The organism is Bradyrhizobium iriomotense, from assembly GCF_018130765.1.
GTDB lineage: Bacteria > Pseudomonadota > Alphaproteobacteria > Rhizobiales > Xanthobacteraceae > Bradyrhizobium > Bradyrhizobium iriomotense_A.
Genome location: NZ_JAFCJZ010000003.1, coordinates 306,853 through 332,022, shown reverse-complemented (window position 1 = coordinate 332,022; position 25,170 = coordinate 306,853). Strand labels below are relative to the sequence as shown.

Annotated in this window: 27 protein-coding genes and 1 pseudogene; 7 read left to right on the top strand and 21 right to left on the bottom strand. The window is 64.9% G+C overall.

Features of this window, described 5'->3' with window-relative positions; genetic code table 11:
- Nucleotides 1-2 precede the first annotated feature (2 nt).
- The 3 genes and pseudogenes from JQ635_RS07795 to JQ635_RS07785 form a co-directional block, all read right to left on the bottom strand.
- A complete protein-coding gene (locus tag JQ635_RS07795) occupies nt 3-476 on the bottom strand; it encodes a MarR family winged helix-turn-helix transcriptional regulator (protein WP_211409280.1) in 474 nt (157 codons plus the stop codon).
- Between the two features lie 94 nt (nt 477-570).
- Nucleotides 571-1,299 (bottom strand): annotated as a pseudogene (locus JQ635_RS07790) (amino acid ABC transporter substrate-binding protein); the annotation flags it as partial.
- Nucleotides 1,300-1,477: 178 nt separating this feature from the next.
- Nucleotides 1,478-1,897, bottom strand: coding sequence for a nuclear transport factor 2 family protein (locus JQ635_RS07785; protein WP_211409279.1), 420 nt, complete (start codon nt 1,895-1,897; stop codon nt 1,478-1,480).
- A 142-nt stretch (nt 1,898-2,039) separates the two neighbouring features.
- On the opposite strand from JQ635_RS07785, the gene JQ635_RS07780 reads away from it, so the two are divergent.
- Together JQ635_RS07780 and JQ635_RS07775 are read left to right on the top strand one after the other, a co-directional pair.
- Entirely contained in the window at nt 2,040-3,281 is a 1,242-nt protein-coding gene (locus tag JQ635_RS07780; RefSeq protein ID WP_211409278.1) for an amidohydrolase family protein, read from the top strand.
- 199 nt (nt 3,282-3,480) lie between these two features.
- A complete protein-coding gene (locus tag JQ635_RS07775) occupies nt 3,481-3,795 on the top strand; it encodes a hypothetical protein (protein WP_211409277.1) in 315 nt (104 codons plus the stop codon).
- Nucleotides 3,796-3,807: 12 nt separating this feature from the next.
- On the opposite strand, the gene JQ635_RS07770 is transcribed toward JQ635_RS07775, so the two are convergent.
- From JQ635_RS07770 to JQ635_RS07735, 8 genes are all read right to left on the bottom strand, one after another.
- A complete protein-coding gene (locus JQ635_RS07770; RefSeq protein ID WP_211409276.1) occupies nt 3,808-4,731 on the bottom strand; it encodes a DUF1932 domain-containing protein in 924 nt (307 codons plus the stop codon).
- Entirely contained in the window at nt 4,731-5,600 is an 870-nt protein-coding gene (locus JQ635_RS07765; protein WP_211409275.1) for a hypothetical protein, read from the bottom strand. Before JQ635_RS07765 ends, JQ635_RS07770 begins: the two co-directional genes overlap by 1 nt.
- 27 nt (nt 5,601-5,627) lie before the next feature.
- On the bottom strand, nt 5,628-6,311 hold the full coding sequence (locus tag JQ635_RS07760; protein ID WP_211409274.1) for a 4-carboxy-4-hydroxy-2-oxoadipate aldolase/oxaloacetate decarboxylase: 684 nt from the start codon (nt 6,309-6,311) through the stop codon (nt 5,628-5,630).
- A complete protein-coding gene (locus tag JQ635_RS07755) occupies nt 6,308-7,021 on the bottom strand; it encodes a PIG-L deacetylase family protein (protein WP_211403268.1) in 714 nt (237 codons plus the stop codon). Before JQ635_RS07755 ends, JQ635_RS07760 begins: the two co-directional genes overlap by 4 nt.
- A gap of 68 nt (nt 7,022-7,089) precedes the next feature.
- Nucleotides 7,090-8,391, bottom strand: a complete 1,302-nt coding sequence (gene dctA / locus JQ635_RS07750) for a C4-dicarboxylate transporter DctA (protein WP_211409273.1) — start codon at nt 8,389-8,391, stop codon at nt 7,090-7,092.
- Nucleotides 8,388-9,272 (bottom strand): amidohydrolase family protein, encoded by an 885-nt coding sequence (locus JQ635_RS07745; RefSeq protein ID WP_211409272.1) that lies wholly within the window; start codon nt 9,270-9,272, stop codon nt 8,388-8,390. Before JQ635_RS07745 ends, dctA begins: the two co-directional genes overlap by 4 nt.
- Nucleotides 9,272-10,231, bottom strand: coding sequence for an amidohydrolase family protein (locus JQ635_RS07740; RefSeq protein ID WP_211409271.1), 960 nt, complete (start codon nt 10,229-10,231; stop codon nt 9,272-9,274). The genes JQ635_RS07745 and JQ635_RS07740 overlap by 1 nt, the downstream gene beginning before the upstream one ends.
- 74 nt (nt 10,232-10,305) lie before the next feature.
- Nucleotides 10,306-11,016, bottom strand: a complete 711-nt coding sequence (locus tag JQ635_RS07735) for a TetR/AcrR family transcriptional regulator (protein ID WP_211409270.1) — start codon at nt 11,014-11,016, stop codon at nt 10,306-10,308.
- A gap of 114 nt (nt 11,017-11,130) precedes the next feature.
- Here JQ635_RS07735 and JQ635_RS07730 point away from each other — a divergent pair, with 114 nt between their 5' ends.
- Both JQ635_RS07730 and JQ635_RS07725 read left to right on the top strand, forming a co-directional pair.
- Nucleotides 11,131-12,108, top strand: a complete 978-nt coding sequence (locus JQ635_RS07730; RefSeq protein ID WP_211409269.1) for a tripartite tricarboxylate transporter substrate binding protein — start codon at nt 11,131-11,133, stop codon at nt 12,106-12,108.
- A 10-nt stretch (nt 12,109-12,118) separates the two neighbouring features.
- On the top strand, nt 12,119-12,919 hold the full coding sequence (locus tag JQ635_RS07725) for an ABC transporter substrate-binding protein (RefSeq protein WP_211409268.1): 801 nt from the start codon (nt 12,119-12,121) through the stop codon (nt 12,917-12,919).
- Between the two features lie 3 nt (nt 12,920-12,922).
- Here JQ635_RS07725 and JQ635_RS07720 read toward each other — a convergent pair whose 3' ends face one another.
- Nucleotides 12,923-13,060 carry a DUF2218 domain-containing protein gene (locus tag JQ635_RS07720; RefSeq protein WP_211409267.1) on the bottom strand — a complete coding sequence of 46 codons (138 nt, stop codon included), beginning with the start codon at nt 13,058-13,060 and terminating at the stop codon, nt 12,923-12,925.
- Between the two features lie 159 nt (nt 13,061-13,219).
- Here JQ635_RS07720 and JQ635_RS07715 point away from each other — a divergent pair, with 159 nt between their 5' ends.
- Entirely contained in the window at nt 13,220-14,137 is a 918-nt protein-coding gene (locus JQ635_RS07715) for a PepSY-associated TM helix domain-containing protein (protein WP_211409266.1), read from the top strand.
- Nucleotides 14,138-14,187: 50 nt separating this feature from the next.
- A complete protein-coding gene (locus JQ635_RS07710) occupies nt 14,188-15,441 on the top strand; it encodes a DUF763 domain-containing protein (protein WP_211409265.1) in 1,254 nt (417 codons plus the stop codon).
- A gap of 21 nt (nt 15,442-15,462) precedes the next feature.
- Here JQ635_RS07710 and JQ635_RS07705 read toward each other — a convergent pair whose 3' ends face one another.
- The 4 genes from JQ635_RS07705 to JQ635_RS07690 all read right to left on the bottom strand — a co-directional run bounded on the left by JQ635_RS07705 (nt 15,463) and on the right by JQ635_RS07690 (nt 18,447).
- On the bottom strand, nt 15,463-15,696 hold the full coding sequence (locus JQ635_RS07705) for a hypothetical protein (protein WP_211409264.1): 234 nt from the start codon (nt 15,694-15,696) through the stop codon (nt 15,463-15,465).
- A 110-nt stretch (nt 15,697-15,806) separates the two neighbouring features.
- A complete protein-coding gene (locus tag JQ635_RS07700; protein WP_211409263.1) occupies nt 15,807-17,066 on the bottom strand; it encodes a cytochrome P450 family protein in 1,260 nt (419 codons plus the stop codon).
- A gap of 90 nt (nt 17,067-17,156) precedes the next feature.
- Nucleotides 17,157-17,483: a hypothetical protein gene (locus tag JQ635_RS07695; protein ID WP_211409262.1), complete on the bottom strand. Its 327-nt coding sequence runs from the start codon at nt 17,481-17,483 to the stop codon at nt 17,157-17,159.
- Between the two features lie 190 nt (nt 17,484-17,673).
- Entirely contained in the window at nt 17,674-18,447 is a 774-nt protein-coding gene (locus JQ635_RS07690) for a ferredoxin--NADP reductase (protein ID WP_211409261.1), read from the bottom strand.
- 158 nt (nt 18,448-18,605) lie between these two features.
- On the opposite strand from JQ635_RS07690, the gene JQ635_RS07685 reads away from it, so the two are divergent.
- Nucleotides 18,606-19,802: an amidohydrolase family protein gene (locus tag JQ635_RS07685; protein WP_211409260.1), complete on the top strand. Its 1,197-nt coding sequence runs from the start codon at nt 18,606-18,608 to the stop codon at nt 19,800-19,802.
- 113 nt (nt 19,803-19,915) lie between these two features.
- Here the strand turns inward: JQ635_RS07685 and JQ635_RS07680 are convergent, their stop codons facing one another.
- The 5 genes from JQ635_RS07680 to JQ635_RS07660 form a co-directional block, all read right to left on the bottom strand.
- Nucleotides 19,916-20,383: a MarR family winged helix-turn-helix transcriptional regulator gene (locus JQ635_RS07680; RefSeq protein ID WP_211409259.1), complete on the bottom strand. Its 468-nt coding sequence runs from the start codon at nt 20,381-20,383 to the stop codon at nt 19,916-19,918.
- 24 nt (nt 20,384-20,407) lie between these two features.
- Nucleotides 20,408-21,112, bottom strand: coding sequence for an ABC transporter ATP-binding protein (locus JQ635_RS07675; protein ID WP_211409258.1), 705 nt, complete (start codon nt 21,110-21,112; stop codon nt 20,408-20,410).
- Nucleotides 21,109-21,900 (bottom strand): ABC transporter ATP-binding protein, encoded by a 792-nt coding sequence (locus JQ635_RS07670; protein WP_211409257.1) that lies wholly within the window; start codon nt 21,898-21,900, stop codon nt 21,109-21,111. The genes JQ635_RS07675 and JQ635_RS07670 overlap by 4 nt, the downstream gene beginning before the upstream one ends.
- Complete coding sequence (locus JQ635_RS07665) at nt 21,897-23,786, bottom strand: ABC transporter permease (protein ID WP_211409256.1); 1,890 nt, start codon at nt 23,784-23,786, stop codon at nt 21,897-21,899. The genes JQ635_RS07670 and JQ635_RS07665 overlap by 4 nt, the downstream gene beginning before the upstream one ends.
- Before the next feature lie 171 nt (nt 23,787-23,957).
- Entirely contained in the window at nt 23,958-25,160 is a 1,203-nt protein-coding gene (locus tag JQ635_RS07660) for an ABC transporter substrate-binding protein (protein ID WP_211409255.1), read from the bottom strand.
- Nucleotides 25,161-25,170: the final 10 nt, after the last annotated feature.

Genomic DNA, 25,170 nt, shown 5'->3' with positions numbered 1-25,170 from the left:
GGCTATTTCGCCTCGGGACCAGTCTTGAAGTCTTGCAGCCGACTGGCCCGCTGTTCGATGCGCTGAAGAGTCTCGAATGTTATCGCAAGTTCCTTGGGCCCGATATCCTTCAGGAGGCTGGCCCGCACCCGGCGCAGCACCCGGTTGGTCTCCTCGACCTTGGCCACGCCGGCTTTCGTCAAATGTAGCGTTTTGGCACGACGGTCGGTGGGATCTTCCCGGCGTTCGACCAGACCCTCGGCCTGCAGCAGATCGATCAGACGCACCAGCGACGGCCCCTCGATGCCGAGCTCGTCCGCGAGCACGCCCTGCCGGACATTCTCGCCCTGGCGCGACAGCACCAGAAGCGGAATCGCAGTCGCATAGGACAGACCGTGCTCGGACAGGGCCTGATCCGATTCGCGCCGCCACATCCGCCCCAAGCGCGCGATGAGCCGGCCGATTTCGGCGTGGATGTGGGCCTGGGTGACAGCCATGCCGATTGGATAGGAAACTATCTATTCGTTCGCAATCTAACGCCGATCACGAAATGGCGACCAGGTCGCGTCAGCTTCTGGTGGAGTTCCCGAACGCCGGCGCCTTGAACGGTGCATCCTCCCGCCGCAGCATGATGCCGTAGGGCTCGGGCTTGGAGAACGTCTCCTCGCTGATCATGAACGCTTGAGGGTCCTTCGAGCGCGCGATCGCGACGGCGAGCTGCACATCGTCGAGCGCATAGGCCTGGGCACGGTCGGTCTCCAGCAGAAGGAACGCCTCGGCCTGGTCCTTGGCCGGCATGATGTTGATGCCGAGATTGCGCTCGGTGTTGACCTTGGCAAGCTGGGTCAGGTTCACAGATCCCGCCACCGCCGTGACCGCCTTGCCCTTGAGATCGTCGATGGCCTTGATGTTCGCCGCTTTCCTGGCCGCGAACCGGGTCGCGCTGAGGAAATGCGTGTTGGTGAAGGCGACCTGCTTCTGGCGGTCGGCATTGTTGGTGGTCGCCGAGCAATGCAGGTCGAGCGTCCCGTTGACCATCAGCGGAATGCGGTTCGACGACGTCACCGCGAGAGTCTCGACGGAAATGTCGGGCATGTTGAGCTGCTTCTTCACGGCATCGACGATCCTGAGGCAGATGTCCATGGCGAAGCCGACCGGCTTCTGGTTGCCGTCGAGATAGCTGAACGGGACCGAGGCTTCCTGATAGCCCAGCGTGATCTTCTTGGTCTCCTTCACCTTCTGGAGCGTCCCCGTGAGGTCTTCGGCTGAAGCGGCGCCGGCAAGACATGTCACGGCCAGAAGAATGATGGGTAGACGCATCGGAGGGCTCCTCAAGGGGCTTGCGCCTCCATGTCGGGCGCAATCACCTGAGTTGATAGCGCAGGCACGCGCCAGCCGCCAGACGCGCTTACGTCTATCAGCTATCACCGCTTTCGATACGATGAGCGGCAGTGCGGCGCCGCCGGAGCGGCCCGCCCCTCAGCGCCGGGGATGAGTCTTACGCGTCGATGCCGCGCTGGACCAGGATGCGCTCGGCGCTGTCGTTCCAGACGTCCATCTTGATAATCTTGCCGTTCCGCACCACAAAGCGATCGACGTAGCGGTTGCCCTCGAAGGGGGTCCCATCCTTCCATTCGCCATAGAGCGTGCCGACGCTATAGACCACGGTCTCCGAGTCGCCGGGGCAAACGTCGAACCGGTCCATCTTCTTCTTGACCCAACGGTAGCGCTTGGCGTTGAAGGCGGTCGGGCCGCGCGGATGATCGAACTCGCGCCCGCCCGTGAACGTGATGATCGCACCTGGCGCCACATAGGCTGCTGCGGCGTCGGGATCGGGAATCATCGAAGCCGTGAGATAGGCCTCGACGATCGCGGCGTCGGACAACGGACCAGTTTCGGCTCTTGCGACAACGGACATGGCAAAGTCTCCGGGTTTGCGGGATACTAGCGTCACTCCCCCGGGATTCGTGCATATATTTTGAACATTTCCCTCGCTACATTGCCGACAATGTGGAGCCGCCAGTCGCGGCTGATTATCCTAAATTCCCTGCGCACGAGTTATGACCACGCAATCCGCCTTCGACCTGATCTTCCGCAACGCGCTGTTGCGATCATCCGCCGCACCCGTCGATATCGGCGTGAAGGGCGGCCGCATCGCCGCGATCGAGCCCAAGCTTGCCTGTGAGGCCGCCGAGGTCGACCTCGGCGGGCACCTCGCCCTGCCCGGCTTCGTCGACACCCACATCCATCTCGACAAGGCCTGCCTGCTCGGCCGCTGCGGCCACAATCACGGCAGCGTCTCCGAAGCGATCCGCGCCGTCGCCGGGATGAAGAAGGACTTTACGGTCGAGGACGTTTACGCGCGTGGCGCTCGCGTGCTGGAGCGAGCCATCGTGCACGGCACGACGCGCATGCGCACCCATGTCGAGATCGATCCGCGCATTGGCCTCCGCGGCTTCGAGGCGGTCAAGGCACTCAAGCGCGACTACGCCTGGGCAATCGACCTCGAACTCTGTGTCTTCCCGCAGGAAGGCCTGACCAATGATCCCGGCAGTGAGGAGTTGCTGATCCAGGCGCTGCGCGACGGCGGCGAGGTCATCGGCGGCTGTCCCTACATGGACACCGACCCGAACGCCCATCTCGCGCGCATCTTCGATCTCGCCGAGGAGTTCGACCTCGACGTCGACCTCCATCTCGATTTCGACCTCGATCCCTCCTGGTGGCATCTCGACGAGGTCTGCCGGCAGACCGAGCGGCGCAACTACGGGGGACGCGTGGCGATCGGCCATGCCACGAAACTCTCGGCATTGCCGCCTGAGCGGATGAAGGCCGCCACCGCGCAACTGGCAAAATCAGGCGTTGCCGTCACCGTGCTGCCCGCGACCGATCTCTACCTGATGGGCCGCGAGGCCACCCATAACGCACCGCGCGGGCTGACGCTTGCCCACAAGCTTGCGGCCGACGGCGTGCTGTGCTCGGTCGCCACCAACAACGTGCTCAATCCCTTCACGCCCTTTGGCGATGCCTCACTGCTGCGGATGGCGAACTTCTACGCCAATGTCGCGCACGCCTCGGTCAGCGACTTCGACACCTGCCTCGACCTCGTCACTGACCTGCCGGCGCGGCTGATGAACCTCGCTGATTACGGCATCAAGATCGGCAATCCCGCCGATCTCATCGTGCTCGATATCAAGAACAGCCGCTTTGCCATTGCCGAGTTGCCCGACGTCATGATGGGCTTCAAAGGCGGCCGGCAAACCTTTGCGCGGCAGCGGCCCGCCCTATTCCGCCCAGGCCCGTGAACGGCCCCCAACGCATATCTGCATTGCAGCGCGCCGGATTACCGTCCGATGTTACCGTTCACAGTTCCAAAATTCCGAATCCGGTACTCTCCCGGATAGTAGATTCTCTCCGATTCCCCGATAGCTGCTGCACGCAATGCAAGTCCCGCGGTGCCGGTCATGGCGAGACCGCACTGATGTTTGCATTCAACCGGGAAGCATGGACGTGTTCAGCGCATTCAGCAGCATCGACTCTCATTCCGTTCGGGCCGGGACACCCGCCGAGACCGCCGTCAAGCGGCTGAACGGCATCGGCGAAGTCCTGTCAGGCCTCGATATCTCGGCGATCCGCACCGAGGACGATATGGCCCGCATGCTGTGGACGCTCGAGACCGCCGACAAGTGCATCCGCATGATCCTTGCCGAATTCCGCACCGAGCGCGCGACCGTAGTTGCCCGGGAAGCCAAGAGCCTGACCGATCTGATCGACCGCGCCCGCGACGAGCTCACGGGCTGTTGCTCGGCGAAATCCTGAGCCGAAGCCGCCCTATTTTCCGCGATTGATCTTCGCCAGGATCCGATCAGCTTCCGTGCGCCAGTCCGCGCTGCGGGCAAACTCCTTGGTCCCCTTGGGTCCGAACAGCCCCTCATCGGCAAGATCAGCCACCCAGGCCTGACGCTCGGCCGTACCCTGCGCCGACCACGGCGTCAGTCCCGCCTCGCGCACGGTCTCGGCAACCTCGCGCACCTCCTCGGCACGGCGGCGACCGTGCTCGATCACGCGCTGGAAGAAATAGGCGCCCTGCTTCTCCCAATTGATGGCGGGGAATGTCTCGGTGAGAGATGCCAGCACGGCATCTTCGACACCATAGGCGCGCGCGGTGGTGAAGCTTTCGATCACCATGGCCTCGAGGCCCTTGATCATGATGCTGCGGCACATCTTCACCGCCGAGGAAACCCCGAGCTTGTCGCTGGCCACCTTCGCCGCAAAGCCGATCGCGCTCAGCAGCGGCTCCAGCTCCCTCGCGCCGGGGCCGCCGAGCAGCAGCGGCACCTTGATGCGATACGGCGGCACCGACGTCATCACCGCGCCCTCGACGTAGCGGCCATCAGCGCCATCGATCAGTGCCGCCGCGCGCTGCTTGGCGCCGGGCGAAGCCGAGTTGAAATCGAGGAACCAGGTACCCTGGTTGATCGCGGCCGCGCAGGCCTTTGCGACGGGAACAGCCTGGCTCGCCGTGACGGCGGAGATGATGAAGTCGGATTTCGCGGTCAGCTCGGCATGAGACGCCGCGAGCGTCACGCCGAATTTCGCCGCATGCTCCCTTAGCGGCGCGCCCTGCTCGCCACCGAGCTTGATGTCATAGGCCGAGACCTTGATGTCCCGCTGGCGCAAATCCTCGGCCAGGATACGGCCGACCTCACCATAGCCGATCAGCCCGATCTGCCAGCGCCTGGGATCACCCGCCATCAGTTCAATCCTCGTGTCGTCTCGTCGAAGAGATCCTCGACCGCATAGCGGCGCGGGATCAGCGCCTGCTGGAATGCGTAGTCGATGATCAGCTCGAGCGGTTTCCTGTTGGCTTCGATCCCGAACGGAACGAGGTCGGGCGTCACCGCGGGCCCCGCCTGCGCCTTGTTCCGCTTGAGCAGATCATAGACGCCTGCGACCACGTCAGGACGCGATTTTGCGAGCTGCTCGGTCACGACCACGAGATGGTTGACCGGAACGACGCCGCGACGGGCGTACCATTTCGTCGCCTCCGCGGCCGGATCGGGAAACAGCGGCTTCAGCTTGGGATCGTTGGAGGTCTCGCCGAGCACGGCGTCGAGCTCGCCGTCGAGCAGCATCTGCAACACCTTCTTATCTTTCGGCGCGCGCTCGGTGGTGTCGACATATTCGGCGACGTGCGGATCCTCGAACGTCACCCAGCGGATCTTGTCGAGATTGACGCCGTAGTCGTTGGCGAGGATGCCCCTGATCCAGGCGCCCGTCGTGGTCGTGAACGAGCGGATGCCGACGCGTTTGCCTTCGAGATCGGACGGCCCGAGCGTGCCATGCGCGGGATTATAGAGCGCATAGGAATGCTGGAAGCGGCCCATCATGGTCGCCGGCAGCAGCACCAGCGTCTTGCCGTGCGCCTTCGCCATGAGATAGGTGACGATAGCCATCTCGCAGACGTCGAAGGCCTGCTCGCGCACCATCGGCTTGAACGCGGTGTTGGTCGGCGTGTATTCGATGAAGTCGAGATCGAAGAGGTCGGAGCGGAGCGCGCCGCTCTTCACCGCCTGCACATGGGGATGACTGCCGAGCACGGCCTTCAGCTTCAGACGATCCATCCGCCCGCTCCGCTTTTCTAATTCCGCTCAGACGTCCTCGGGATTGTCGACATAGACGAGGCCGGCCTTCGCCAGCGCCTCGCGCATGCTGTACATGTCGAGGCCGAGCTCGCCCGAGGCGAGCCGCTTGCGCTTGCCGCCTTCGTCCGCGTTGCGCTTCTTCGCCTTCTCGGCGACCTCGGCCGCATAACGCTTCGGCACCACCACGACGCCGTCGTCATCGGCCACGATGATGTCGCCGGGATCGACGTTCACGCCGGCACAGACCACGGGAACGTTGACCGAGCCGAGCGTCGCCTTGACCGTCCCCTTGGCCGAAACCGCGCGCGACCACACCGGGAAGTTCATCTCGTGCAGCGCTTTGACGTCGCGGCAGCCGGCATCGATGATCAGCCCCTGCACGCCGCGCGCCTGCAGCGAGGTTGCCAGCAGCTCGCCGAACATGCCGTCGGTATTGTCGGTGGTGCAGCCGACGACGAGGATGTCGCCCTTCTTGCACTGCTCGACGGCGACATGGATCATCCAGTTGTCGCCTGGCTGCGCCAGCACGGTGACGGCGGGGCCGGCAATCGACGCCCCGGCCCAGACGGGACGCAGATAAGGCTTCATCAGGCCGAGGCGGCCATAGGCCTCATGCACGGTGGAGACGCCGTACTCCGCCATGGCGGCGGGATCGGCTCGCTTGATGTTCCGGACGACGACGGGCTTCATGCCAATTCCTCCGCAACCGTCGGGAACAGGCGCTGATAGGCCTCGCCATAGGTCATGGGCACGCCGGTGTTGCGGCTGCCCTGGATGCCGCGGTTGAGCGCGACGCGCTCGTAATAGCCCCAGAGGTGCTTCTGCGCGGCGAGGATCTGGAACGCCTCGTATTTCTCCTTCCAGACCTCGTCGATCTTGAGAATCGTGTCCGGCTTGTAATTGCACTGCTCGGGCTGGTGCGGCTCGAACAGGAACACCGGCGGCGCCGAATATTTGTACTGCGCTCCGGGCTTATGGCCCATCGCCTGTGCGACCACGCGCGTCTCCTGCGCGAAATGCGCCGCGTTCGGATGGTCGAAATTATAGGGGTCTTCCAGCGCGTGCGTCAGCACGAAGCTCGGATTGAGCTCGCGGTAGATGTCGACCATGCGGTCGAAATGCGCTTCGGTGAGTTTTAGCGGATAGTCGCCGCAGTCGAAGAACTCGATCTCGGCACCGAGCAGCTTGGCCGCCCGCTCCGCCTCGTCCTTGCGGCCGGCCTTGACCGACTCTAGCGTCGCGCCCTTTTCCTTCCACGCGAACTGGCTCTCACCGCGCTCGCCGAAGGACATGCAGACGATCTTCATGCGATAGCCCTTCTTCGCATGCAGCGCGATAGCGCCGCCGGCGCGCCAGACGAAATCGCCCGGATGGGCGGTGACGACGAGACCTGTTTTCATGGGACAAACTCCCCTCTTTCGTTCGTAAGCATCATAGGCCGCCTGCCTCATGCAGGAAGCAAGTTCGTTCAGGCAGCAGCGACCACCGGTTCCTCGCCGTCGAGCACGCGGCGCAATCGCTCGCCGTCGAGCGCGCCTTCCCATTTGGCAATCGCGATGGTCGCAACCGCGTTCCCGATCAGGTTGGTCGGGGTCAGCCCCTGCGACATCAGGCGGTGGATGCCGAGCACCAGCGCAACGCTGGTCACCGGGATGGTGCCGGTCGCCGACAGCGTCGCCGCCAGCACGACGAAGGCGGCGCCCGCGATCCCCGCCGCGCCCTTGGAGGTCACGAGCAGGATCAGCAGCAATTCGATCTGCTCGGCGAGACCGAATGGCGTATTGGTCGCCTGCGCCAGGAACACCGAGGCCGCGGCAAGGTAGAGGCAGGTGCCGTCGAGATTGAAGGAATAGCCGGTCGGGATCACCAGCCCGACCACGCTCTTCTCGCAGCCGGCCTTCTCCAGCTTGGTCAGCATCCGCGGCAGCACGGTCTCGGATGACGTCGTGGCGATGCAGATCAGCAGCTCTTCCCAGATGTAGCGGATCAGCTTGAGCAGAGAGAAGCCGCACAGCCGCGCGACTGGACCGAGCGCAATAGCAATGAAGACCAAGCAGGTCAGATAGAAGCCGCCGAGAAGCTTGCCGAGCGAAGCCAGCGAACCGACGCCAAATTTGCCGACCGTGAACGCAATCGCACCGAACGCGCCGATCGGCGCCGCCCACATCACGAAGCCCACGACCGCGAACACCATCTTGGCGGCGATGTCGATCAGATGGACCAGCGGCGCGGCTCTCTCGCCGAGCTGCACGAGCGCGAAGCCGCACAGCACCGAGATGAACAGCACCTGGAGGATGTTTCCTTCCGCAAAAGCACCGACGAACGTGGCCGGCACGATGTTCAAGAGAAACGGCACGAAGCCGATGGCGCCGGTCTGCTTGACATAAGGCTCGATGGCGCTGGCATTGATGCTGGCGGGATCGATGTTCATGCCGACGCCGGGCCGGAGCAGGTTCACCGCGGCGAGACCGATGATCAGCGCGATCGTGGTCATGATCTCGAAATAGATGATCGCCTTGACCGCGACGCGCCCCACCCGCGCCATGTCGGCCATGTGGGCGATCCCATGCACGACGGTGCAGAAGATGATCGGCGCGATCAGCATCCGGATCGCCTTGATGAAGGCGTCCCCGAGCGGCTGCATCTTGGCGCCGGCCTCGGGGCTGACGATCCCAAGCGCGATGCCGGCCGCCATGGCGATGAGCACCTGGATCCAGAGCTCCTTCCACCAGGCGCGGCCGCGCGGCTTGTCGATCGCGATTGCCGTCATCGGTCGAACCCGAACAGGCGCGCGGGATTGTCGACGAGGATCTTCTGCTGGAACTCCAGTTCCGGCGCGAACAACGGGATCAGATCGACGAGGTCGCCGTCATTCGGCATCACCTTGACGTTGGGATGCGGCCAGTCGGTGCCCCAGATGACGCGGTCGGGCGCGGTCTCGACGATCTTGCGCGCGAACGGCACCGCGTCCGTGAATGGCGGACCGGCCGAGGAGACGCGCTCGGAACCGCAGATCTTCACCCAGCACTTCTGGTCGCGCTGCATCAGCTCGATCAGGATCTTGAACGGGAGCTGGTCGAGCCCCTCGGAGGCTTTCACTCGGCCCATATGGTCGATGGTGTAGCTCAGCGGCAGCCTAGTCAGCATGTCGGCATATTCGGGCAGGTCGATCGCATCGAAATGCAGGTCGATGTGCCAGCCGAGCGGCGTGACCATCGCGACGATGCGGTCGAACACACCCTTGTCGGGCACGCCGCCGAGATGGCGGACGAAGTTGAAGCGGCAGCCGCGGAAGCCGCCCTCGTGCAGCACGCGGAGCTCGCGCTCGGTGATGCTGTCGTCGATATTGGCGACCGCACGATAGGCACCATTGCTCTCTGCGATCGCATCGAGCGCCACCGTGTTGTCGGTGCCGTGCACGCTGGCATTGACGATGACCGCGCGCTCCACGCCGAGCTTGGCGTGCAGCGCCCTGAAATCCTCTAGCGGCGCGTCCGGCGGCGTGTAGGAACGGTCCGGCGCGTAAGGATATTTCGAACCGGGCCCGAAGATGTGGCAATGCGCATCGCAGGCCAGTCTTGGAAGCTTGAACTTCGGCGTGCGCGTGTTTGGATCGGGCGGCGGAATGGTCGGTGTGTACATCATTGTCATCAGCTGAACTTGAACAGGCGTGCCGGATTGTCGACCAGCAGCTTGTGCTGGACCTTGGCGTCGGGCGCGAAGAGAGGAATGAGGTCGACGATCTCGCCGTCATTCGGCATGACCTTGACGTTCGGATGCGGCCAGTCGGTGCCCCAGAGCACGCGATCGGGCGCATTGTCGATCAGCGCCTTCGCGAACGGCACGGCGTCATGGAACGGCTTGCCGGTCGCGGAAGCGCGCTCCAGGCCCGTGATCTTGACCCAGCACTTCTCGTCCTTCTTCTGGAGATCGAGCAGCGCGGTGAAGCCGGGATCATCTAACCCCTTCCCGGCCTGCACCGTCCCCATGTGATCGATCACGTAAGGCGCCGGCAGCGCGGTGAGGATGGGCGCGAATTCGGCAATCGTGCCCGGATCGAAATAGACGTCGATGTGCCAGCCGAGTTCGGCGACGCGATGCACGATGCGCTGGAACTTGGTCATGTCGCCGACGCCGCCGAGGCGCTTGAGGAAGGCGAAGCGGCAACCGCAGATGCCGCCCTTGTCGAGCGCCGCAAGCTCCTTCTCGGTCATCTCGTCGCTGACGTTGGCGATGCCCTTGTAGGCGCCCTCGCTCTGGGCGATGGCGTCGGTGACGACCCGGTTGTCCGTGCCGTGCACTGTGGCATTGACGATCACGCAGCGCTCGACGCCGATCTTCTCGTGCATACTGCGGAACGTCTCCAGCGGCGCATCGGCGGTGTTGTAGGGCCGCTTCTCGGCAAAAGGGTAACGGGCCGCGGGACCGAAGATATGCGTATGCGTATCGCAGGATTTCGCCGGCAGCTTGAAAGACGGCGTCTTGGGATTGGGGTCCGGTGGCGTGATCGTCGGGATCGCCTTCGGTTCCGCGCTTTGCGCGCGCGCTTCACCGGCAAGCGCGGCACCGGCCAATCCGGTCAAGAGATGCAAGCACTCCCGCCTGTTCATTTCCCAAAACACCCTGTCACATGGCCCGCTTGCGAGCGAAAGCGCTGTTACGCGCCTCCGCCCGGCGGTTTCTTTCAAGTCTTGCTGCTGACGACCGCTCGCCGCCGTGCAGGCGCGGCCTGATCCAGCGCCGGCGCCTGGAACGCGGCGACGGTGGCCTGCACCAATTGCTCGATCGCGCCCGCGGCATCGCTGCCGTCGGCTTCGCCACGCGACAGGCGCGAGACACGGTCCGGCGTCACCAGCGAGTAATAGAGCGCGCCGAGCAGGAAATGGCTCCGCCAGACGATGTCGGTGCGCGGAATGTGGGGCAGGCTCTCGTGGATCGCGTCGATGAAGGCGTGGCTGGTGTCGTCGAAGGTCTGCGCGATGATTTTTCGCGCAACTTCGTTGCCCTCAGCCGACATCACCGCGCGCAGGCGCGTGAAGCGCGCGCCGCCGCCGGCAAGATCGCTGCCCGAGGTGAAGGCAGGCACCACATAGGCGCGCACGATCGCCTCCAGCCGGTCCTGCAGGTCGCGCACGCGTTTGGCGGCGGCCAGCAGCTCGGAGCGGCGCAAATTCATCGGCCCGCAATGCCGCCGGTAGATCTCCAGCAGCAGGCCGTCCTTGGTCTTGAAATGATAGGTGACGCTGCCGGGGTTGGCCCCGGCGGCCTGCGCGATGTCGCGCACCGAGACGGCATTGAAGCCGTTGGTGGCGAACAGCTCTTCGGCCGCGGCGAGGATCGCCTCGCGCATGTTCGGCTTGCGGGCCGTTTCCTTGCTGGTGGGCTTGCGTACCATGTGATTTGTACTATCGTACAAAAGATCAGGTCTCGTCAACAAAAACCATGGGCAACGTCCGGAGCGGCTTCGAGACCGCCCTCCGCGCGCAAACGCCCTCAAGGAGTGCTGGGAATGCTGGGTTTGAACAAGAAGATCACCGGCTTGATGCTGGGCGCCGGCCTGCTGCTGGCCGGCAGCGCCGCGCGGGCCGACAATTATCCAAGCAAGCCGGTCCACATCCTCGTGCCCTATGCGGCCGGCGGTGCGGTCGACGTCCTCGCCCGCACGCTGGGACAGGCACTCGCAAAAACCTGGGGCCAGCAGCCGGTGATCGACAACCGTCCCGGCGCCGGCGGCATCGTGGCGTCGCAGACGCTGGCGCAGGCTGCGCCCGACGGCTACACGCTGATCCTGGTCGCGAGCGGCCATCCGCTCAACCAGTTCATCTATCCCAGCGTGCCCTACGACACGTTCAAGGACTTTACCGCGATCACCGAAGTCGCCTCCTCCCCGCTCGCGATCGTGGTCGCGAAGGACAGCCCCTACAAGACGCTCGGCGACCTCCTCGCCGCCGCGAAGAAGGATCCGGACAAGCTCTCCTATGGCATGTCCGGCAACGGCACCTCGGCGCATCTCGCCGGCGAGCTGCTCAAACACATGTCCGGCACCAAGATCGTCGCCATCCCCTACAAGGGCGGCGCGCCGGCGCTGACGGCCGTGATCGCCGGCGAGATCCCGCTCAGCATCAATCCGCTTGCGGAAGCGATCGGCCAGCTCGAAGGCGGCCCGGTGCGCGCGCTCGCGGTGACCTCGACCGAACGCTCCAAGGCGCTGCCGGATGTTCCGACCATCGCCGAGGCTGGCGTCCCCGGCTACGACGTCTCGGTCTGGTGGGGCGTGCTGGGTCCGGCAAAGATGCCGCCGGAGATCGTCGCGAAGCTCGAGACCGACCTCAAGGCCGCGCTGCAAGACCTCAGCGTGCTGTCGACGCTCGGCAAGATCGGCGCCGCTCCCGTCGGCTCCTCCGCCAAGGATTTTGACGCCTACATGCGCGCCGAGGCGACCAAATGGGAGCCCGTGCTGAAGGCCGCCAACATCCGCGCGCAATAGGGCTCTTCAGATGAAGACCTGTTTCGGACGCCTTGCGCATACCGCCCTGCTCGCGGTTGCCGTCACCAGCCTGCTCGGCGCGCCCGCGCGCGGCGACGGCGAAGCAAAGCTGCTGGCGCCGAGCGGGACCTTGCGCGTCGGCATCTATCCGGGCAGCCCGACCTCGATGGTGAATGATGCGACCGGCAAGCCGCACGGCCTCGCCTACGATCTCGGCGGGGAGCTGGCAAAACGGCTCGGTGTCGGCGTCGACTATGTCAGGTTTCAGCGCGTCGCCGACATCGTCACCGCGATCCACGACGGCCAGGTCGATTTCACCGTGACCAACGCCACGCCGGCGCGCGCGAACGAGGTCAGCTTCAGCCAGCCCGTGCTGGCGATCGAGCTCGGCTTCCTCGTCCCGGCAAACTCGCCGATCAGCAAGGTCGAGGATATCGACAAGCCCGGCGTGAAGATCGGCGTCACCAAGGGCTCGACGTCCGAGCGGACGCTGCCGGCGAAATTCAAGAACGCCACCATCGTCCCCGCCGAAAGCGTCAAGGTCGCCATCGCCATGTTCGGCCGTGGCGAGATCGACCTCTACGCCACCAACAAGCCGACGCTGTTCGAGATGTCCGACCAGATGCCGGGCGCCAAAATCCTCGACGGCAATTGGGGGCTGGAGCACATGGCAATCGCGATCCCCAAAGGACGCGAGGACGCGCTTCCCCTGCTCAACCGCTTCGTGACGGAGGAGCAGTCGTCAGGCGCGCTGGACACGATCCAGCAGCAGGCGGGCCTGCGCGGCGCGAGCAAGGCCAAACGCGAGTAGGCCCTAATTCGTCGCCTGCTCCGCGGACCGCCAGACGATCTCCGGCGGATCGCGGAAGGCGAAGCGGACGAGATGCCGCTCGACGATGCCCTCGACCTGCTTGAGGAGGTCGGCATTCTCGCCGTCCGCGTTGCTGCACAAGCTGCTGGCGACGCTCGAACCTGCGAACGATTAGCATTCGCCAGTGAAGCTGCGCGCTCGATCCGTTTGCTGCAAATCAACGCAACAACATGGACAAAGCGTCATTTGTCTTCGGCGCTGCATTGGGAGACCAAAGCGGCGGATCGTCGGAGACCGAACATGAGCAAGCCCCTGCTGTTGAGACTGCATCGCTGGATCACGCTGGTCTTTGCCCTGCCCCTGCTCGCGATCATTGCCACCGGACTGATCCTCTCGTTCGAACCGCTCGTGCAAGTCAGTGGCACCAGCGGTCCTGCCATTGACGCAGCGCGCGTCGTCGAGCTGGTGAAGCGATATGATCCGGAGAGCAAGGCGCGCGGGCTCTCGATCAATGCCGAGAACCAGCGGATGACGCTGCAAGGCACCGGCACCCCGGCGATTGATCTCGCAACCGGCGAGCCCGCCGCAACAGGCTCCAGCCTCTCCGGTCTCCTGCTGTGGGCCCGCATCAACCATGAACGGTTGCTCGGCCAGGGATGGCTGGTGACGAGCTCGACCGTCGCCATGGTCGCGCTGATGGTGCTCGGCCTCTTCATGGGGCTGCCGCGGCTGCGCAACACGCTCTCCGGATGGCACAAGGGCACCGCGTGGTTCGCGCTGCCGCTGATCCTGCTCAGCCCGCTGACCGGCCTGTGCATGGCGTTCGGCCTGACGTTTCAGAACGCAGCCGCTCCGGCCGGTGGTGGACGTCCCGTTGCCCTGCCGGACGCCGTTCGCATGGTCGCAGACCAGCACGACCTCACCCACGTGATCTCGGTCGGCACGCGTGGCGGCCGCGTGATGGCGCGGATCTACGAGGACGGAGAGCTGCGCGCCTACACCATCAATTCGAGCGGTGTCACGCCGCTGCCGCGCAACTGGCCACGCCTGATCCACGAGGGAAACTGGTCGGCCCTGATCGCCTCGCCGCTCAATGTCATCACCTCGGTCGCGCTTCTGACGCTGCTGTCGACGGGGCTTTTGATCTGGGCCCGGCGGAAGCTGCGCAAGCGGCGCCCTCGATCGAACGAGCACCCCGCCGTTGTCGGGGCCGCTTAGCAGCATTGCCTGATGCAACCGCCGCCGAACCGCGCTAGTCTTGCACGCGCATGACCAGACGAACCGGCAGCGCCGATCTTCCTCTCCACACCGGACGGGTTCCGCCGTGGCTCGCGAGCCGCATGGCAACGCTCGGCGCGATCGTCACGCAGGCGGTCGTGCATCATTATGGACGCGACGCATTCCTTCAGCGTCTGTCGCATCCGTTCTGGTTCCAGTCGTTCGGCGCCGTGATGGGAATGGACTGGCACTCCTCGGGAATCACCACTTCGGTGATCGGCGCGCTGAAGCGCGGACTTGGCCCGCTCCAGGACGAGCTCGGCATCTATGTCTGCGGCGGCCGCGGCCAGCATTCGCGCAAGACCCCGGATGAGCTGTTGCAACTCGGCGATCGCGTCGGCTTCGACGGCGTAAAGCTCACGCGCGCCAGCCGCCTGGTGGCGAAGGTCGACAGCGCCGCGGTGCAGGACGGTTTCGATCTCTATCTCCACGGCTTCTTCGTCACCGCCGACGGCAAGTGGACGGTGGTGCAGCAGGGCATGAACGGCGACAAGCGGCAGGCCCGCCGCTATCACTGGCATTCCGAGGCGCTGAAGAGTTTTGTCGATACGCCGCACAGCGCGATCGACGGTCCGCAGCAGGGCGAGATCGTCAATCTCACGGATCACCGCGCCGATGTCTCGCGCACGGCGCAACTGGAGCTGCTCTCCGATCTCGGCCCCGATCGCATCGTCTCCGAATTCGAGCGGCTCACTGTGACGGCGCCGGAGCCGGCGCAAGCCATGTTGCCGCATCTGATCATGCCTGATCATCACGACGTCAGGCCCAAGGATGTGTTCGCGCGGCGCCTGCACGGCACACTCGCAGCCGCCGCAGAGCGCGGTCCGGTCGACTTCCCGGAGCTGCTGCTGACGCCCGGCGTCGGCGCGCGCACGGTGCGTTCGCTGGCGATAGTGGCCGAAGTCGTGCACGGCGCGCCCTATCGCTTCACGGATCCCGCGCGTTTCTCGCTCGCCCATGGCGGCAAGGACCGGCATCCCTATCCCGTCCCGATCAAGGTCTATGACGAGACCATCCGTGTGCTGAAAGGCGCGATCCAGAACGCCAAGCTCGGGCGCGAGGAAGAGATGCAGGCGATCAGGCGCCTCGACGACCAGGCGCGGCGGCTGGAGCGCGCCGCGCGGGGGCCGTCGGTGGAGGCGTTCATCGCCGGTGAACGCGCCGCCTCGCCCGATCTCGACGGTCGCTCCGTATTCGGCTGGGAGCGCGATCTCGTCGCGTCCGGGAAGTCGACCGGCTCCTGAAGCTGCCGCTTGCAGCGAGGACTACTCGTCTGCCTCCTCGTCGTCGCTCAGCCGGTTGGCCGAATGGTCCTGGTACTGCTCCGTCTGGATGAACTTGCCATCCATGCCGCGAATGTCGGAATGCTGCGCCTTGTCGCGGTTCGACAGGATCATGTTGTCGCCGACCTTATCCTTTGGGAGATCCGTCAGTGCGCCGGTCCCCGCGCCCTTGCCATGCGCGCCCGATCCGATATGCGTCTTGCCGCCGTTGGGCATGAACTGCTCCCTTGCTGTTGCGTGTATAGAGGCAACGCGGGCGCAATCCGGATTGTTTCGCACCTTGCGCAAGATGACGCGCCCTGTTCCCGCGCGGTGCACGTGCGGTGTCAATCCGCAAGCTGCGGTTCGGCGGCGGCCGCCGCGAGGCGCGGCCGGCCGTTCCCGCCTGCAATGACCGGCAACCTTGCGATCGCACGCATCCCCGGCCGCTTGCGCCAGTGAATGTCCGCGGGATCGACGGCGAGAGCGAGTTTCGGCCATCGCGTGAACAGCGCCTCCAGCGCACAGGCCGCTTCGATCCGCGCGAGCTGATGGCCGAGACAGAAATGAATTCCCGTCCCGAACGACATGTGGCGGTTCGGCTTGCGCGTGAGGTCGAGGCGCTCCGGCTGATCGTGCACCGCCGGGTCCATGTTCGCCGCGGCCAGCATCACCATGACCCGATCGCCCTTCTTCAGCGGCACGCCCTCGAGCACGGTGTCCCGTCGTACATAGCGCGGCTTGGAGAATTGCACCGGCGAGACGAAGCGCAGGAACTCCTCGACGGCGAGCGCGATGCGGCTGCGGTCTTGCTCCAGCCAGTCGCGCAAAGCCGGATCCTTAAGAAGTTCATAGGCCGAACCAGTGATGAGATGCGTGGTGGTTTCCGAGCCTGCCGCGAGCAGCAGGAACACCATCGACACCATTTCGTCCGGGGTGATCTGCCCACCCTCGCGCTCGACCTGGACCAACTCGGCGATCAGCCCCTCGCCGCCCCGCACGCGCGCGATCTGCAACTGCTCTTCGAGATAACGTCGCATCTTGCGGAAAGCGAACAGCAGGCGGAAGAAGCTGAGGACGTTCGTGAGAGACGACATCGTATTCGCCCAGGCGATGAACCTCGGACGATCGGCGGTCGGCAGGCCCAGCAATTCGCAAATCACCGACACCGGCAGGATGCGGGCATAACGCTGGACGAGATCGGCGGGGCTGCCGCCGGCAAACAGATCGTCCGCCAGGCCGTCGGCAATAGCGCGAATACGCGGCTCCATCGCCACGATCGCACGGCGACGGAAGGCCTCATCCACGATGCTGCGCAGCCGCGTGTGATCCGGCTCGTCCATCGTCAGCATGTTGTTGGCGATGGTCTTCACATATTTCGGCATCCACCAGCGCAGACCCGCGATGTCGCCATCCTCCTTGCGCAGCGTGAAAGTCGCGCCGTCCTTCAGGACCTCTGCCGTGGCGTCATGCGTGGTGGTGATCCAGACGTCGCCGACAAGGGGAAAGCGCGTCGCGACCACCGGGCCGGATGCACGCAACGCCGCGATCGCCCTGGGCGGATCGCGGAAGAAGGCCTCACTGGTGAAATCGAGGCGCGGTGCCATGGGATCACCGGTATGGTTGGTGGCGCCTCAACCAGATGGTGTGCGCGCGGCGGCGCGCAAGGGCCGGAACCGGCGGAAGGCGAAGTGCGCCTATCCGCGCCCGGGCGACCGTTGGCCGGTCTTGCGCTGCTGCTGGTTGGTATAGGAGTCCCAATGGCTCCAGCTGCCATTGCTGAGGCTTTGCAGGTCCGTGCCGAGCGGGCGGCGCGTGCGCTTGTCGTGGTCGGCGATGACGCGTTCGGACTGCGCGATCTTGCGCTTGAGTTCCGCGATCGTCTTCTGCGTCTGGCCGTTCCGTTTGGACGAGGCGATCTCGCCCATCGTGAAGCGCGCGGTCTCCAGCGCCTTCAACTCGGCGCGATTCTTCTTCAACTGAACCCGGTGCCAGGCGATGTTGCTGTCGCTGTCCGCAACCATGTGGGAACTCCGCTGATTCGGTCCCACATAGTATCGTGCGCCGAATCGACGCCGCAACGCCCCGGCGGTGGCGAAAATACGATCTTCTCGCGCAGAAATTTCGTGCCTGGAGCCCCGGAACGGGGTTCTAGATTCTTATTTTGACGCGTTTTCTTTACGCGAACCGGTATCCACTTCGCTCGAAAACGCTTCAGCGCTCGGCGAAGGCCTTTTCGACCACGAACTGGGCCGGCTCGCCGTGATTGCCCTCGACGAAGCCGCGCTCGCCGAGCAGCACGCGGGTATCCGCCACCAGCGCCGGGCTGCCGCAGATCATGACGCGATCATGGGCGGCTTCCAGCACTGGCAGGCCGATATCGGTGAACAGCTTGCCTGATGTGATGAGGTCGGTGATGCGGCCGCGATTGCGGAAGGGATCGCGGGTCACGGTCGGGTAGTAGATCAGCTGATTGCGGATATACTCGCCGAGCAGCTCGTCCTTCGGCAGGTGCTCGGTGATCATCTCGCCATAGGCGAGCTCCTTCACGTGCCTGCAGCCGTGCAGCAGCACCACCTTCTCGAACCGCTCATAGGTCTCGGGGTCCTTGATGACGCTCAGGAACGGCGCAAGGCCGGTGCCGGTGCCGATCAGGTAGAGGTTGCGCCCCTCCTCCAGATTGTCGATCACCAGCGTACCGGTGGCCTTGCGGCTGACGATGATCTCGTCGCCTTCCTTCAGATGCTGGAGGCGCGAGGTCAGCGGACCGTCCGGCACCTTGATCGAGAAGAACTCCAGCGTGTCCTCGTAATTGGCGCTGGCGACGCTGTAGGCCCGCAGCAGCGGCTTCTCGCCGACCTTGAGCCCGATCATGGTGAATTCGCCGTTGCGGAAGCGGAAGGTCGGGCTGCGGGTGGTCTTGAAGGAGAACAGCGTGTCGGTCCAGTGGTGGACGCTCAAAACGCTTTCCTGATTGAAATTGCTCATCTCACCCTTCCGTTTCGCTTCCAATGCGGTTCCGAGGCGGTCAGCTATGCGTCGTTTGTACACGATCATTCGTATACTAATGAATAATCCGGCTTGATCCCGCGGTCAAGGCTGCCCAAGATCGGAAGCGTTGCAGTTACGAATAAGGAGCCCCTTCCATGGCGCATGACGCCCCCCAGGCCACCGGACCCTCGAAGCTGGTGATCCGGAATATCGGCCTGATCCTGTCCGGCGCGCTGGAAAAGCCGATCCTGGACGGCGACACCATCGTCGCCGAGAACGGCAAGATCACCGCGATCGGCCGCTACAAGGACTGCAACACCGAAGGCGCCACCACCATCGTCGATGCCAATGGCACGACGGTGACCCCCGGCCTGATCGACAGCCACGTCCATCCCGTCGCCGGTGACTGGACGCCCCGCCAGAACCAGATCAACTGGATCGACAGCTCCCTCCATGGCGGCATCACCACCATGATCTCGGCGGGTGAAGTGCACATGCCCGGCCGCCCCCGCGACGTCGTCGGCCTCAAGGCCATGGCGATCTTCGCCCAGCGCGCGTTCTGGACGCTTCGTCCGGGCGGCGTGAAGGTTCACGCCGGCGCACCCGTCATCGAATGCGAGATGGTCGAGGAGGACTTCAAGGAAATGGCTGCCGCCGGCGTCAAGCTGCTTGGCGAAGTCGGCCTCGGCGGCGTGAAGGACGGCCCCACCGCACGCAAGATGGTGGGCTGGGCCCGCAAATACGGCATCCAGAGCACCATCCACACCGGCGGCCCCTCGATCCCCGGCTCCGGCCTGATCGACAAGGACGTGGTGCTGGAGGCCGACACCGACGTGGTCGGCCACATCAACGGCGGCCACACCGCCCTCCCCGACGACCAGATCCGCTGCATCTGCGAGGGCTGCAAGCGCGGGCTCGAGATCGTCCATAACGGCAACGAGCGCTCAGCGCTCTACACCCTGCGCATCGCGCGCGAAATGAACGAGCTGCACCGCGTCATCCTCGGCACCGACGGGCCGGCCGGCTCCGGCGTCCAGCCGCTGGGCATCCTGCGCATGGTCTCGATGCTGTCCTCGATCGGCGAGCTGCCGGCCGAGATCGCGTTCTGCCTTGCCACCGGCAACACCGCGCGGATGCGCGCGCTCGATTGCGGCCTGATCGAGGTCGGCCGCGCCGCGGATTTCGTCATCATGGACAAGGCCCAGCACTCGCCCGGCAAGAACATCCTGGAGAGCGTCCAGCTCGGCGATCTCCCCGGCATCGGCATGACCATCATCGACGGCATCGTGCGCACCCAGCGCAGCCGCAATACGCCCCCCGCCGGCAAGGTGCCGGAGGTTGTGGCGAAGTGACGGCACTTGCTGTCATTCCGGGGCGCGCGTAAGCGCGAACCCGGAATCTCGCGCGGCAATCTCCGGATTCCGGGTTCGCGCGCAACGCGCGTGCCCCGGAATGACAGTCAATTTCACCGCAGCTTGTTCAACAGCGCCATCAGCGTCTCGCGCTCCTTGGCGTCGAGCGGGGCCAGCGTTTCGCGGGTGATCGCCAGCGCATTCGGCGCGAGCTTCTCGGCGAGTTGCTGACCGGCGCGCGTCAGGCTCACCAGCAGGCGGCGGCCGTCCTCGGGATCCTGGCTGGTCTCGGTCAGGCCGCGCGCCGTCAAGCGATCGATCACGCCCTTGATGGTCGCGACGTCCATTGCCGTCAGCCGGCCGAGCTGGTTCTGCGAGCACGGACCGGTCTCGGCGAGCTTCGACAGCGCCGCCCACTGCGTCGGCGTCAGATTGGTGCCGATGTCGCGGGAGAAGATCGAGCTGTGACGCTGCCAGACCTGGCGCAGAATGAAGCCGACCTGCTCGTCGAGCACGTAAGGCGGCTTGCTAAGCGCTTTGGCCGGTTTGCCGTTCTTCTTCGCCACGACGCTTCTCGCCATCCGCTCGCTGCCTTCCCCTTGCCTTCACAACGACAGATGCGCGTCGCGGATGTCCGGACGCGCGTCGAGCTCGGCCATGGTGCCGCCGAAGCAGATCCGGCCGCGCTCGATGATGTAGGCGCGGTCGGAGATCAGCCGCGCGAAATGCAAATTCTGCTCGGAGACGACGATGCTGACGCCCTCCTTCTTCATGGTCAGGATGGCGTCGACCATCTGCTCCACGATCTTCGGCGACAGGCCTTCCGACGGCTCGTCGAGCAACACCAAGGACGGATTGCCCATCAGCGTGCGCGCAATGGTCAGCATCTGCTGCTCGCCGCCGCTCATGCGCCCGCCCGGGCGGTTCTTCATCTCGCCAAGATTGGGAAACAGCGTGAACAGCTTTTCGCGCGTCCAGTGCGGCGCGTTGGGCCGCTTCGGCTGCCGGCCGACTTCGAGGTTTTCCTCCACCGTGAGGTCGGTGAAGATGCGCCGCTCCTCCGGCACGTAGCCGAGGCCATCGCGCACGATCTCGTGGGTCGGCTTCGCCGAGACGTCCTTGCCCTCGAACATGATGCGACCGGAGCGCTGCGCCACGAGACCGACGATCGAGCGGAACGTCGTCGACTTGCCCGCGCCGTTGCGCCCCAGCAGCGCCACGACCTCGCCCTCGCCCACCTCGAAGCCGATGTCGAACAGGATATGCGCGGGGCCATAATGGCTGTTGAGGTCCTGCACCGTGAGCTTCATGTCGATGCTCCCTCGCGATGCTCGGCCTCGTAAAGCAGGCCCTCGCCGAGATAGACCGCCTGCACCTGCGGATTGCTGCGCACCTCGGCCGGCGAACCCTCGGCGATCAGTGTGCCGCGGTTCAGCACGATGATGCGGTCAGCATGCTCGAACACCACGTCCATGTCGTGCTCGGTGAAGAGCACCCCAATCGATTTTTCCCGCGCGATCTGCGCGGTCAGCCGCATCAGGTCGACGCGCTCGCGCGGCGCCATGCCGGCGGTCGGCTCGTCCATCAGGAGCAGCTTTGGCTCGTTGGCGAGCGCGACCGCGAGCTCGAGCCGCTTGAGGTCGCCATAGGCGAGCTCGCCGCAAGGACGATCCGCGTAGCCGCCCATGCCGACCAGCTCGAGCAGCCGGCCGGCCTCGCCCCGATCGAAGTTCGGCGCCGAGCCAAAGAGATTGAACAGTTGCTTGCCGTGCGAGATCAGCGCGACCTGGACGTTCTCTCGCACCGTCATGGTGGCGAAGGTCGCTGTGATCTGGAAGGTGCGCCCCACCCCCATCCGCCAGATCTCACGCGGCCTCTTGCCGGTGGTCTCCTCGCCAAGCAGGCGGACATGGCCGCTATCAGGCTTGTTCTGGCCGTTGAGCATGTCGAAGCAGGTGCTCTTGCCCGCGCCGTTGGGCCCGATCAGCGCCAGGATTTCGCCGGCGCGCAGAGAGAACGAGACGCCGCGCACGGCATGGATGCCGCCATAGGATTTGGTCAGGCCTTCGACCGCGAGAAGTGGGGGTGCAACGCTCATTCGGCGGACTCGATCGGCTTGGCAAGCAAGGAGGATCCCGGCGGCGACGACTTCCTGCGGCGCTGCGCCAGCATCTCCAGCATGCCGACGATGCCCTTGGGGAAGACGACGACGATCAGCACGATGAAGCCGCCGAGCACGAGTTTTGACAGATCGGTCTGGCTGACCAGCCAGATGTTCAGGGCTTTGTAGACGATGGCGCCGATCACCGCGCCCGACACCGTCTCGACGCCGCCGAGCAGCACCATCACCAGCGCATCGACCGAGAGCGAGATGCCGAGATTGTCAGGAAAGACACTGCCCTTCAGGTACGCGAACAGCGCGCCGCCGATGCCGGCAGTCGTGCCCGCGATCACGAAAGCCGTCCACTGGATACGCTTGGCGTTGATGCCGATGGCCTCGCTGCGCAGAAGCGAGTCACGCGTGGCCCGGAGCGCGTAGCCGAACGGCGAGAACACAGCGATCCGCAAGGCAATGGTCACGAGCGCGGCGACGCCAAGCGCCAGCCAGTAGAAGTGCGACGGGCTCGCCGCCCACTTCTCGGGCCACACCCCCAGAATGCCGTTGTCCCCGCCGGTCACGCTCACCCACTGAAACGCGATCGACCAGACGATCTGGGCAAAGGCGAGCGTCAGCATGGCGAAATAGACGCCGGAGAGCTGCACGGCGAAGAAGCCGAACACGGCGGCGCCCATGCAGCCGAGCAGCGGTCCGAGCAAAAGGCAAACAATCATCGGCAACCCCGCCATCTTGGCGAGGAAGGCGATGCCGTAAGCGCCGAGGCCGAAATAGGCCGCGTGGCCGAACGATGCGAGGCCGCCGACCGACATCAGGAAATGCAAGGAGACGGCGAAGATCACGAAGATCGCGATCTCCGAGCCGACGGTCAGCGCGTAGTTGCCGGCGAACAGCGGCAGCGTCGCCGCGATGACCAGCGCCGCCAGCGAAGCGAGCCGCTCGTTCGACGTCAGCGGCCGCCAGGGATTGACGGTGAGACCCGGTGTCTTGCGCGCGGCAGCCTCCGGCTTGCCGAACAGGCCCCAGGGCCGCACGATTAGCACCACCGCCATCACCAGGAAGACCAGGATGATGGAGATCTTCGGGAAGATCAGGATGCCGAAGGCATTGAGCTCGGAGACCAGCACCGCCGCAACGAACGCGCCGACGATGCTGCCGAGGCCGCCGATCACCACGACGACGAACACCTCGACGATGATGCGCAGATCCATCGCGTGATGCACGGCATCGCGCGGGATCTGGAGCGCGCCGCCTAGGGCGGCGAGGAAGACGCCGACCGCGAACACTGACGTGAACAGCCATTTTTGATTGACGCCGAGCGCGGCGACCATGTCGCGATCCTGCGTCGCCGCGCGCACCAGCACGCCCCAGCGCGTGCGCTGGAACAGCAGCCAGAGAATGCCAAGCACGACCGGGCCGAGCACGATCAGGAACAGGTCGTAGCTCGGGATGTTCTGGCCGAAGAAATCGATGGCGCCTTTGAAGCCCGGCGCGCGGCGGCCAACGAGATCGTCGGGCCCCCAGATCAGCACCACGAGGTCCTCGACCATCAGGGTCAAACCAAAGGTCGCAAGCAGCTGGAACAGTTCGGGGGCATGATAGATGCGGCGCAGCAGCACCATCTCGACCAGCACGCCGATCAGCGCCACCGCGAGCGCGGCCAGCACGATACTGCCCCAGAAGCCGAACGCGCCGGACAGGCGCTCCGTCAGCGTGAAGGCGATGTAGGCGCCGATCATGTAGAAGGCGCCATGCGCGAAATTCACGATCCGCGTCACGCCGAAGATGATCGACAGGCCCGACGCCACCAGGAACAGCGACGCTGCGCTGGCGAGACCGGTCAGAAACTGTACGACGTAAAAGGCCATCTTCGGTCCGGGTTAGGTGAAATCGTAGGGTGGGTTAGCCCTGCGACTGCGCGGAGCGCAGTTCGCCCGGCGTAACCCACCATTTCTCGTGTGACGCCGAAGGTGGTGGGTTACGCCCCGCAGATGCGCTTTGCGCATCCGCAGGGCTAACCCACCCTACGGCAGCGGGGATCAATCCTTCGGCCGCAGCTTCTCGACCTCGGCGTCGCTGGGCAGATAGTCCGCGCCCTTCTTGTAGACGGAGTCCACCATCACACCCTTGCCGTCCTTCAGCGCGGTCTTGCCGACGTAAGCGCCAAGCGTCGATTGATGGTCGATCTTGCGGAAGGTGATCTCGCCGAACGGCGAGCCCATCGACAGCCCTTCCGCCGCAGCGATCAGCTTCTCCGGATCGGTCGAGCCGGCCTTCGCGAGAATGGCGGCTGCCGACTTGATGGTCTGGTAGCCGACGATCGAGCCGAGACGCGGATAGTCGTTGTACTTGGCCTGGTAGGCCTTGAGGAACGCATCGTGTTCCGGCGTCTTGATCGAGTACCAGGGATAGCCGGTGACGATCCAGCCCTCCGGCGTCTCGTCCTTGAGCGGATCGAGATATTCGGGCTCGCCGGTCAGGAAGGACACCACCTCGCGGCCCTTGAACAGGCCGCGGGTGTTGCCTTCGCGCACGAGCTTGACCAGATCGGCGCCGAAGGTGACGTTGAGGATCGCCTCGGGATTGGCCGCGGCAACCGCCTGCACCACCGGGCCCGCATCGATCTTGCCCTGCGGCGGCCACTGCTCATCGACCCACTGGATGTCCGGGCGCTTCTCCGACATCAGCTTCTTGAACACCGCGACCGCCGACTGGCCGTACTCGTAGTTCGGCGCGATCGTCGCCCAGCGTTTTGCGGGCAGCTTGCTGGCAGCTTCCACCAGCATCGCGGCCTGCATGTAGTTGGAGGGGCGCAGGCGGAAGGTGTACTTGTTGCCCTTGGACCAGGTCACCGCGTCCGTCAGTGGCTCGGCCGCGAGGAAGAACACCTTCTTCTGGTTGGCGAAGTCCGAAACCGCAAGGCCGATATTCGACAGGAACGTACCCGTCAGCATCGCGACGCCCTCGCTCGACACCAGCTCGTTGGCGGCGGTCTGCGCGTCGGCCGGCTTGCCGCCGTCATCCTTGGAGACGACGATGAGCTTCTTGCCGTTGATGCCGCCGGCTGCGTTGATCTCCTCGACCGCGAGCTGCCAGCCCTTGCGATAGGGCTCGGTGAATGCCGGCAGCAGCGAATAGCTGTTGATCTCGCCGATCTTGATGTCCTGCGCCACCGCCGAATGGGCCATACCACCCGCCAGAAGCGCGAAGGCCGCGCCCACAAAATAGTTTCTCGCTCGCATCCCAACCTCC

What these genes read in the sequence shown, in the direction of transcription:
- JQ635_RS07710 (WP_211409265.1), top strand. Translation starts at nt 14,188, where the DNA reads ATGACCAGACGAACCGGCAGCGCCGATCTTCCTCTCCACACCGGACGG.
- JQ635_RS07775 (WP_211409277.1), top strand. Translation starts at nt 3,481, where the DNA reads ATGGACGTGTTCAGCGCATTCAGCAGCATCGACTCTCATTCCGTTCGG.
- JQ635_RS07685 (WP_211409260.1), top strand. Translation starts at nt 18,606, where the DNA reads ATGGCGCATGACGCCCCCCAGGCCACCGGACCCTCGAAGCTGGTGATC.
- JQ635_RS07735 (WP_211409270.1), bottom strand. Translation starts at nt 11,016, where the DNA reads ATGGTACGCAAGCCCACCAGCAAGGAAACGGCCCGCAAGCCGAACATG.
- JQ635_RS07785 (WP_211409279.1), bottom strand. Translation starts at nt 1,897, where the DNA reads ATGTCCGTTGTCGCAAGAGCCGAAACTGGTCCGTTGTCCGACGCCGCG.
- JQ635_RS07730 (WP_211409269.1), top strand. Translation starts at nt 11,131, where the DNA reads ATGCTGGGTTTGAACAAGAAGATCACCGGCTTGATGCTGGGCGCCGGC.
- JQ635_RS07690 (WP_211409261.1), bottom strand. Translation starts at nt 18,447, where the DNA reads ATGAGCAATTTCAATCAGGAAAGCGTTTTGAGCGTCCACCACTGGACC.
- JQ635_RS07695 (WP_211409262.1), bottom strand. Translation starts at nt 17,483, where the DNA reads ATGGTTGCGGACAGCGACAGCAACATCGCCTGGCACCGGGTTCAGTTG.
- JQ635_RS07705 (WP_211409264.1), bottom strand. Translation starts at nt 15,696, where the DNA reads ATGCCCAACGGCGGCAAGACGCATATCGGATCGGGCGCGCATGGCAAG.
- JQ635_RS07770 (WP_211409276.1), bottom strand. Translation starts at nt 4,731, where the DNA reads ATGGCGGGTGATCCCAGGCGCTGGCAGATCGGGCTGATCGGCTATGGT.
- JQ635_RS07680 (WP_211409259.1), bottom strand. Translation starts at nt 20,383, where the DNA reads ATGGCGAGAAGCGTCGTGGCGAAGAAGAACGGCAAACCGGCCAAAGCG.
- JQ635_RS07660 (WP_211409255.1), bottom strand. Translation starts at nt 25,160, where the DNA reads ATGCGAGCGAGAAACTATTTTGTGGGCGCGGCCTTCGCGCTTCTGGCG.
- dctA (WP_211409273.1), bottom strand. Translation starts at nt 8,391, where the DNA reads ATGACGGCAATCGCGATCGACAAGCCGCGCGGCCGCGCCTGGTGGAAG.
- JQ635_RS07665 (WP_211409256.1), bottom strand. Translation starts at nt 23,786, where the DNA reads ATGGCCTTTTACGTCGTACAGTTTCTGACCGGTCTCGCCAGCGCAGCG.
- JQ635_RS07715 (WP_211409266.1), top strand. Translation starts at nt 13,220, where the DNA reads ATGAGCAAGCCCCTGCTGTTGAGACTGCATCGCTGGATCACGCTGGTC.
- JQ635_RS07780 (WP_211409278.1), top strand. Translation starts at nt 2,040, where the DNA reads ATGACCACGCAATCCGCCTTCGACCTGATCTTCCGCAACGCGCTGTTG.
- JQ635_RS07725 (WP_211409268.1), top strand. Translation starts at nt 12,119, where the DNA reads ATGAAGACCTGTTTCGGACGCCTTGCGCATACCGCCCTGCTCGCGGTT.
- JQ635_RS07745 (WP_211409272.1), bottom strand. Translation starts at nt 9,272, where the DNA reads ATGACAATGATGTACACACCGACCATTCCGCCGCCCGATCCAAACACG.
- JQ635_RS07765 (WP_211409275.1), bottom strand. Translation starts at nt 5,600, where the DNA reads ATGGATCGTCTGAAGCTGAAGGCCGTGCTCGGCAGTCATCCCCATGTG.
- JQ635_RS07740 (WP_211409271.1), bottom strand. Translation starts at nt 10,231, where the DNA reads ATGAACAGGCGGGAGTGCTTGCATCTCTTGACCGGATTGGCCGGTGCC.
- JQ635_RS07670 (WP_211409257.1), bottom strand. Translation starts at nt 21,900, where the DNA reads ATGAGCGTTGCACCCCCACTTCTCGCGGTCGAAGGCCTGACCAAATCC.
- JQ635_RS07700 (WP_211409263.1), bottom strand. Translation starts at nt 17,066, where the DNA reads ATGGCACCGCGCCTCGATTTCACCAGTGAGGCCTTCTTCCGCGATCCG.
- JQ635_RS07760 (WP_211409274.1), bottom strand. Translation starts at nt 6,311, where the DNA reads ATGAAGCCCGTCGTCGTCCGGAACATCAAGCGAGCCGATCCCGCCGCC.
- JQ635_RS07795 (WP_211409280.1), bottom strand. Translation starts at nt 476, where the DNA reads ATGGCTGTCACCCAGGCCCACATCCACGCCGAAATCGGCCGGCTCATC.
- JQ635_RS07675 (WP_211409258.1), bottom strand. Translation starts at nt 21,112, where the DNA reads ATGAAGCTCACGGTGCAGGACCTCAACAGCCATTATGGCCCCGCGCAT.
- JQ635_RS07755 (WP_211403268.1), bottom strand. Translation starts at nt 7,021, where the DNA reads ATGAAAACAGGTCTCGTCGTCACCGCCCATCCGGGCGATTTCGTCTGG.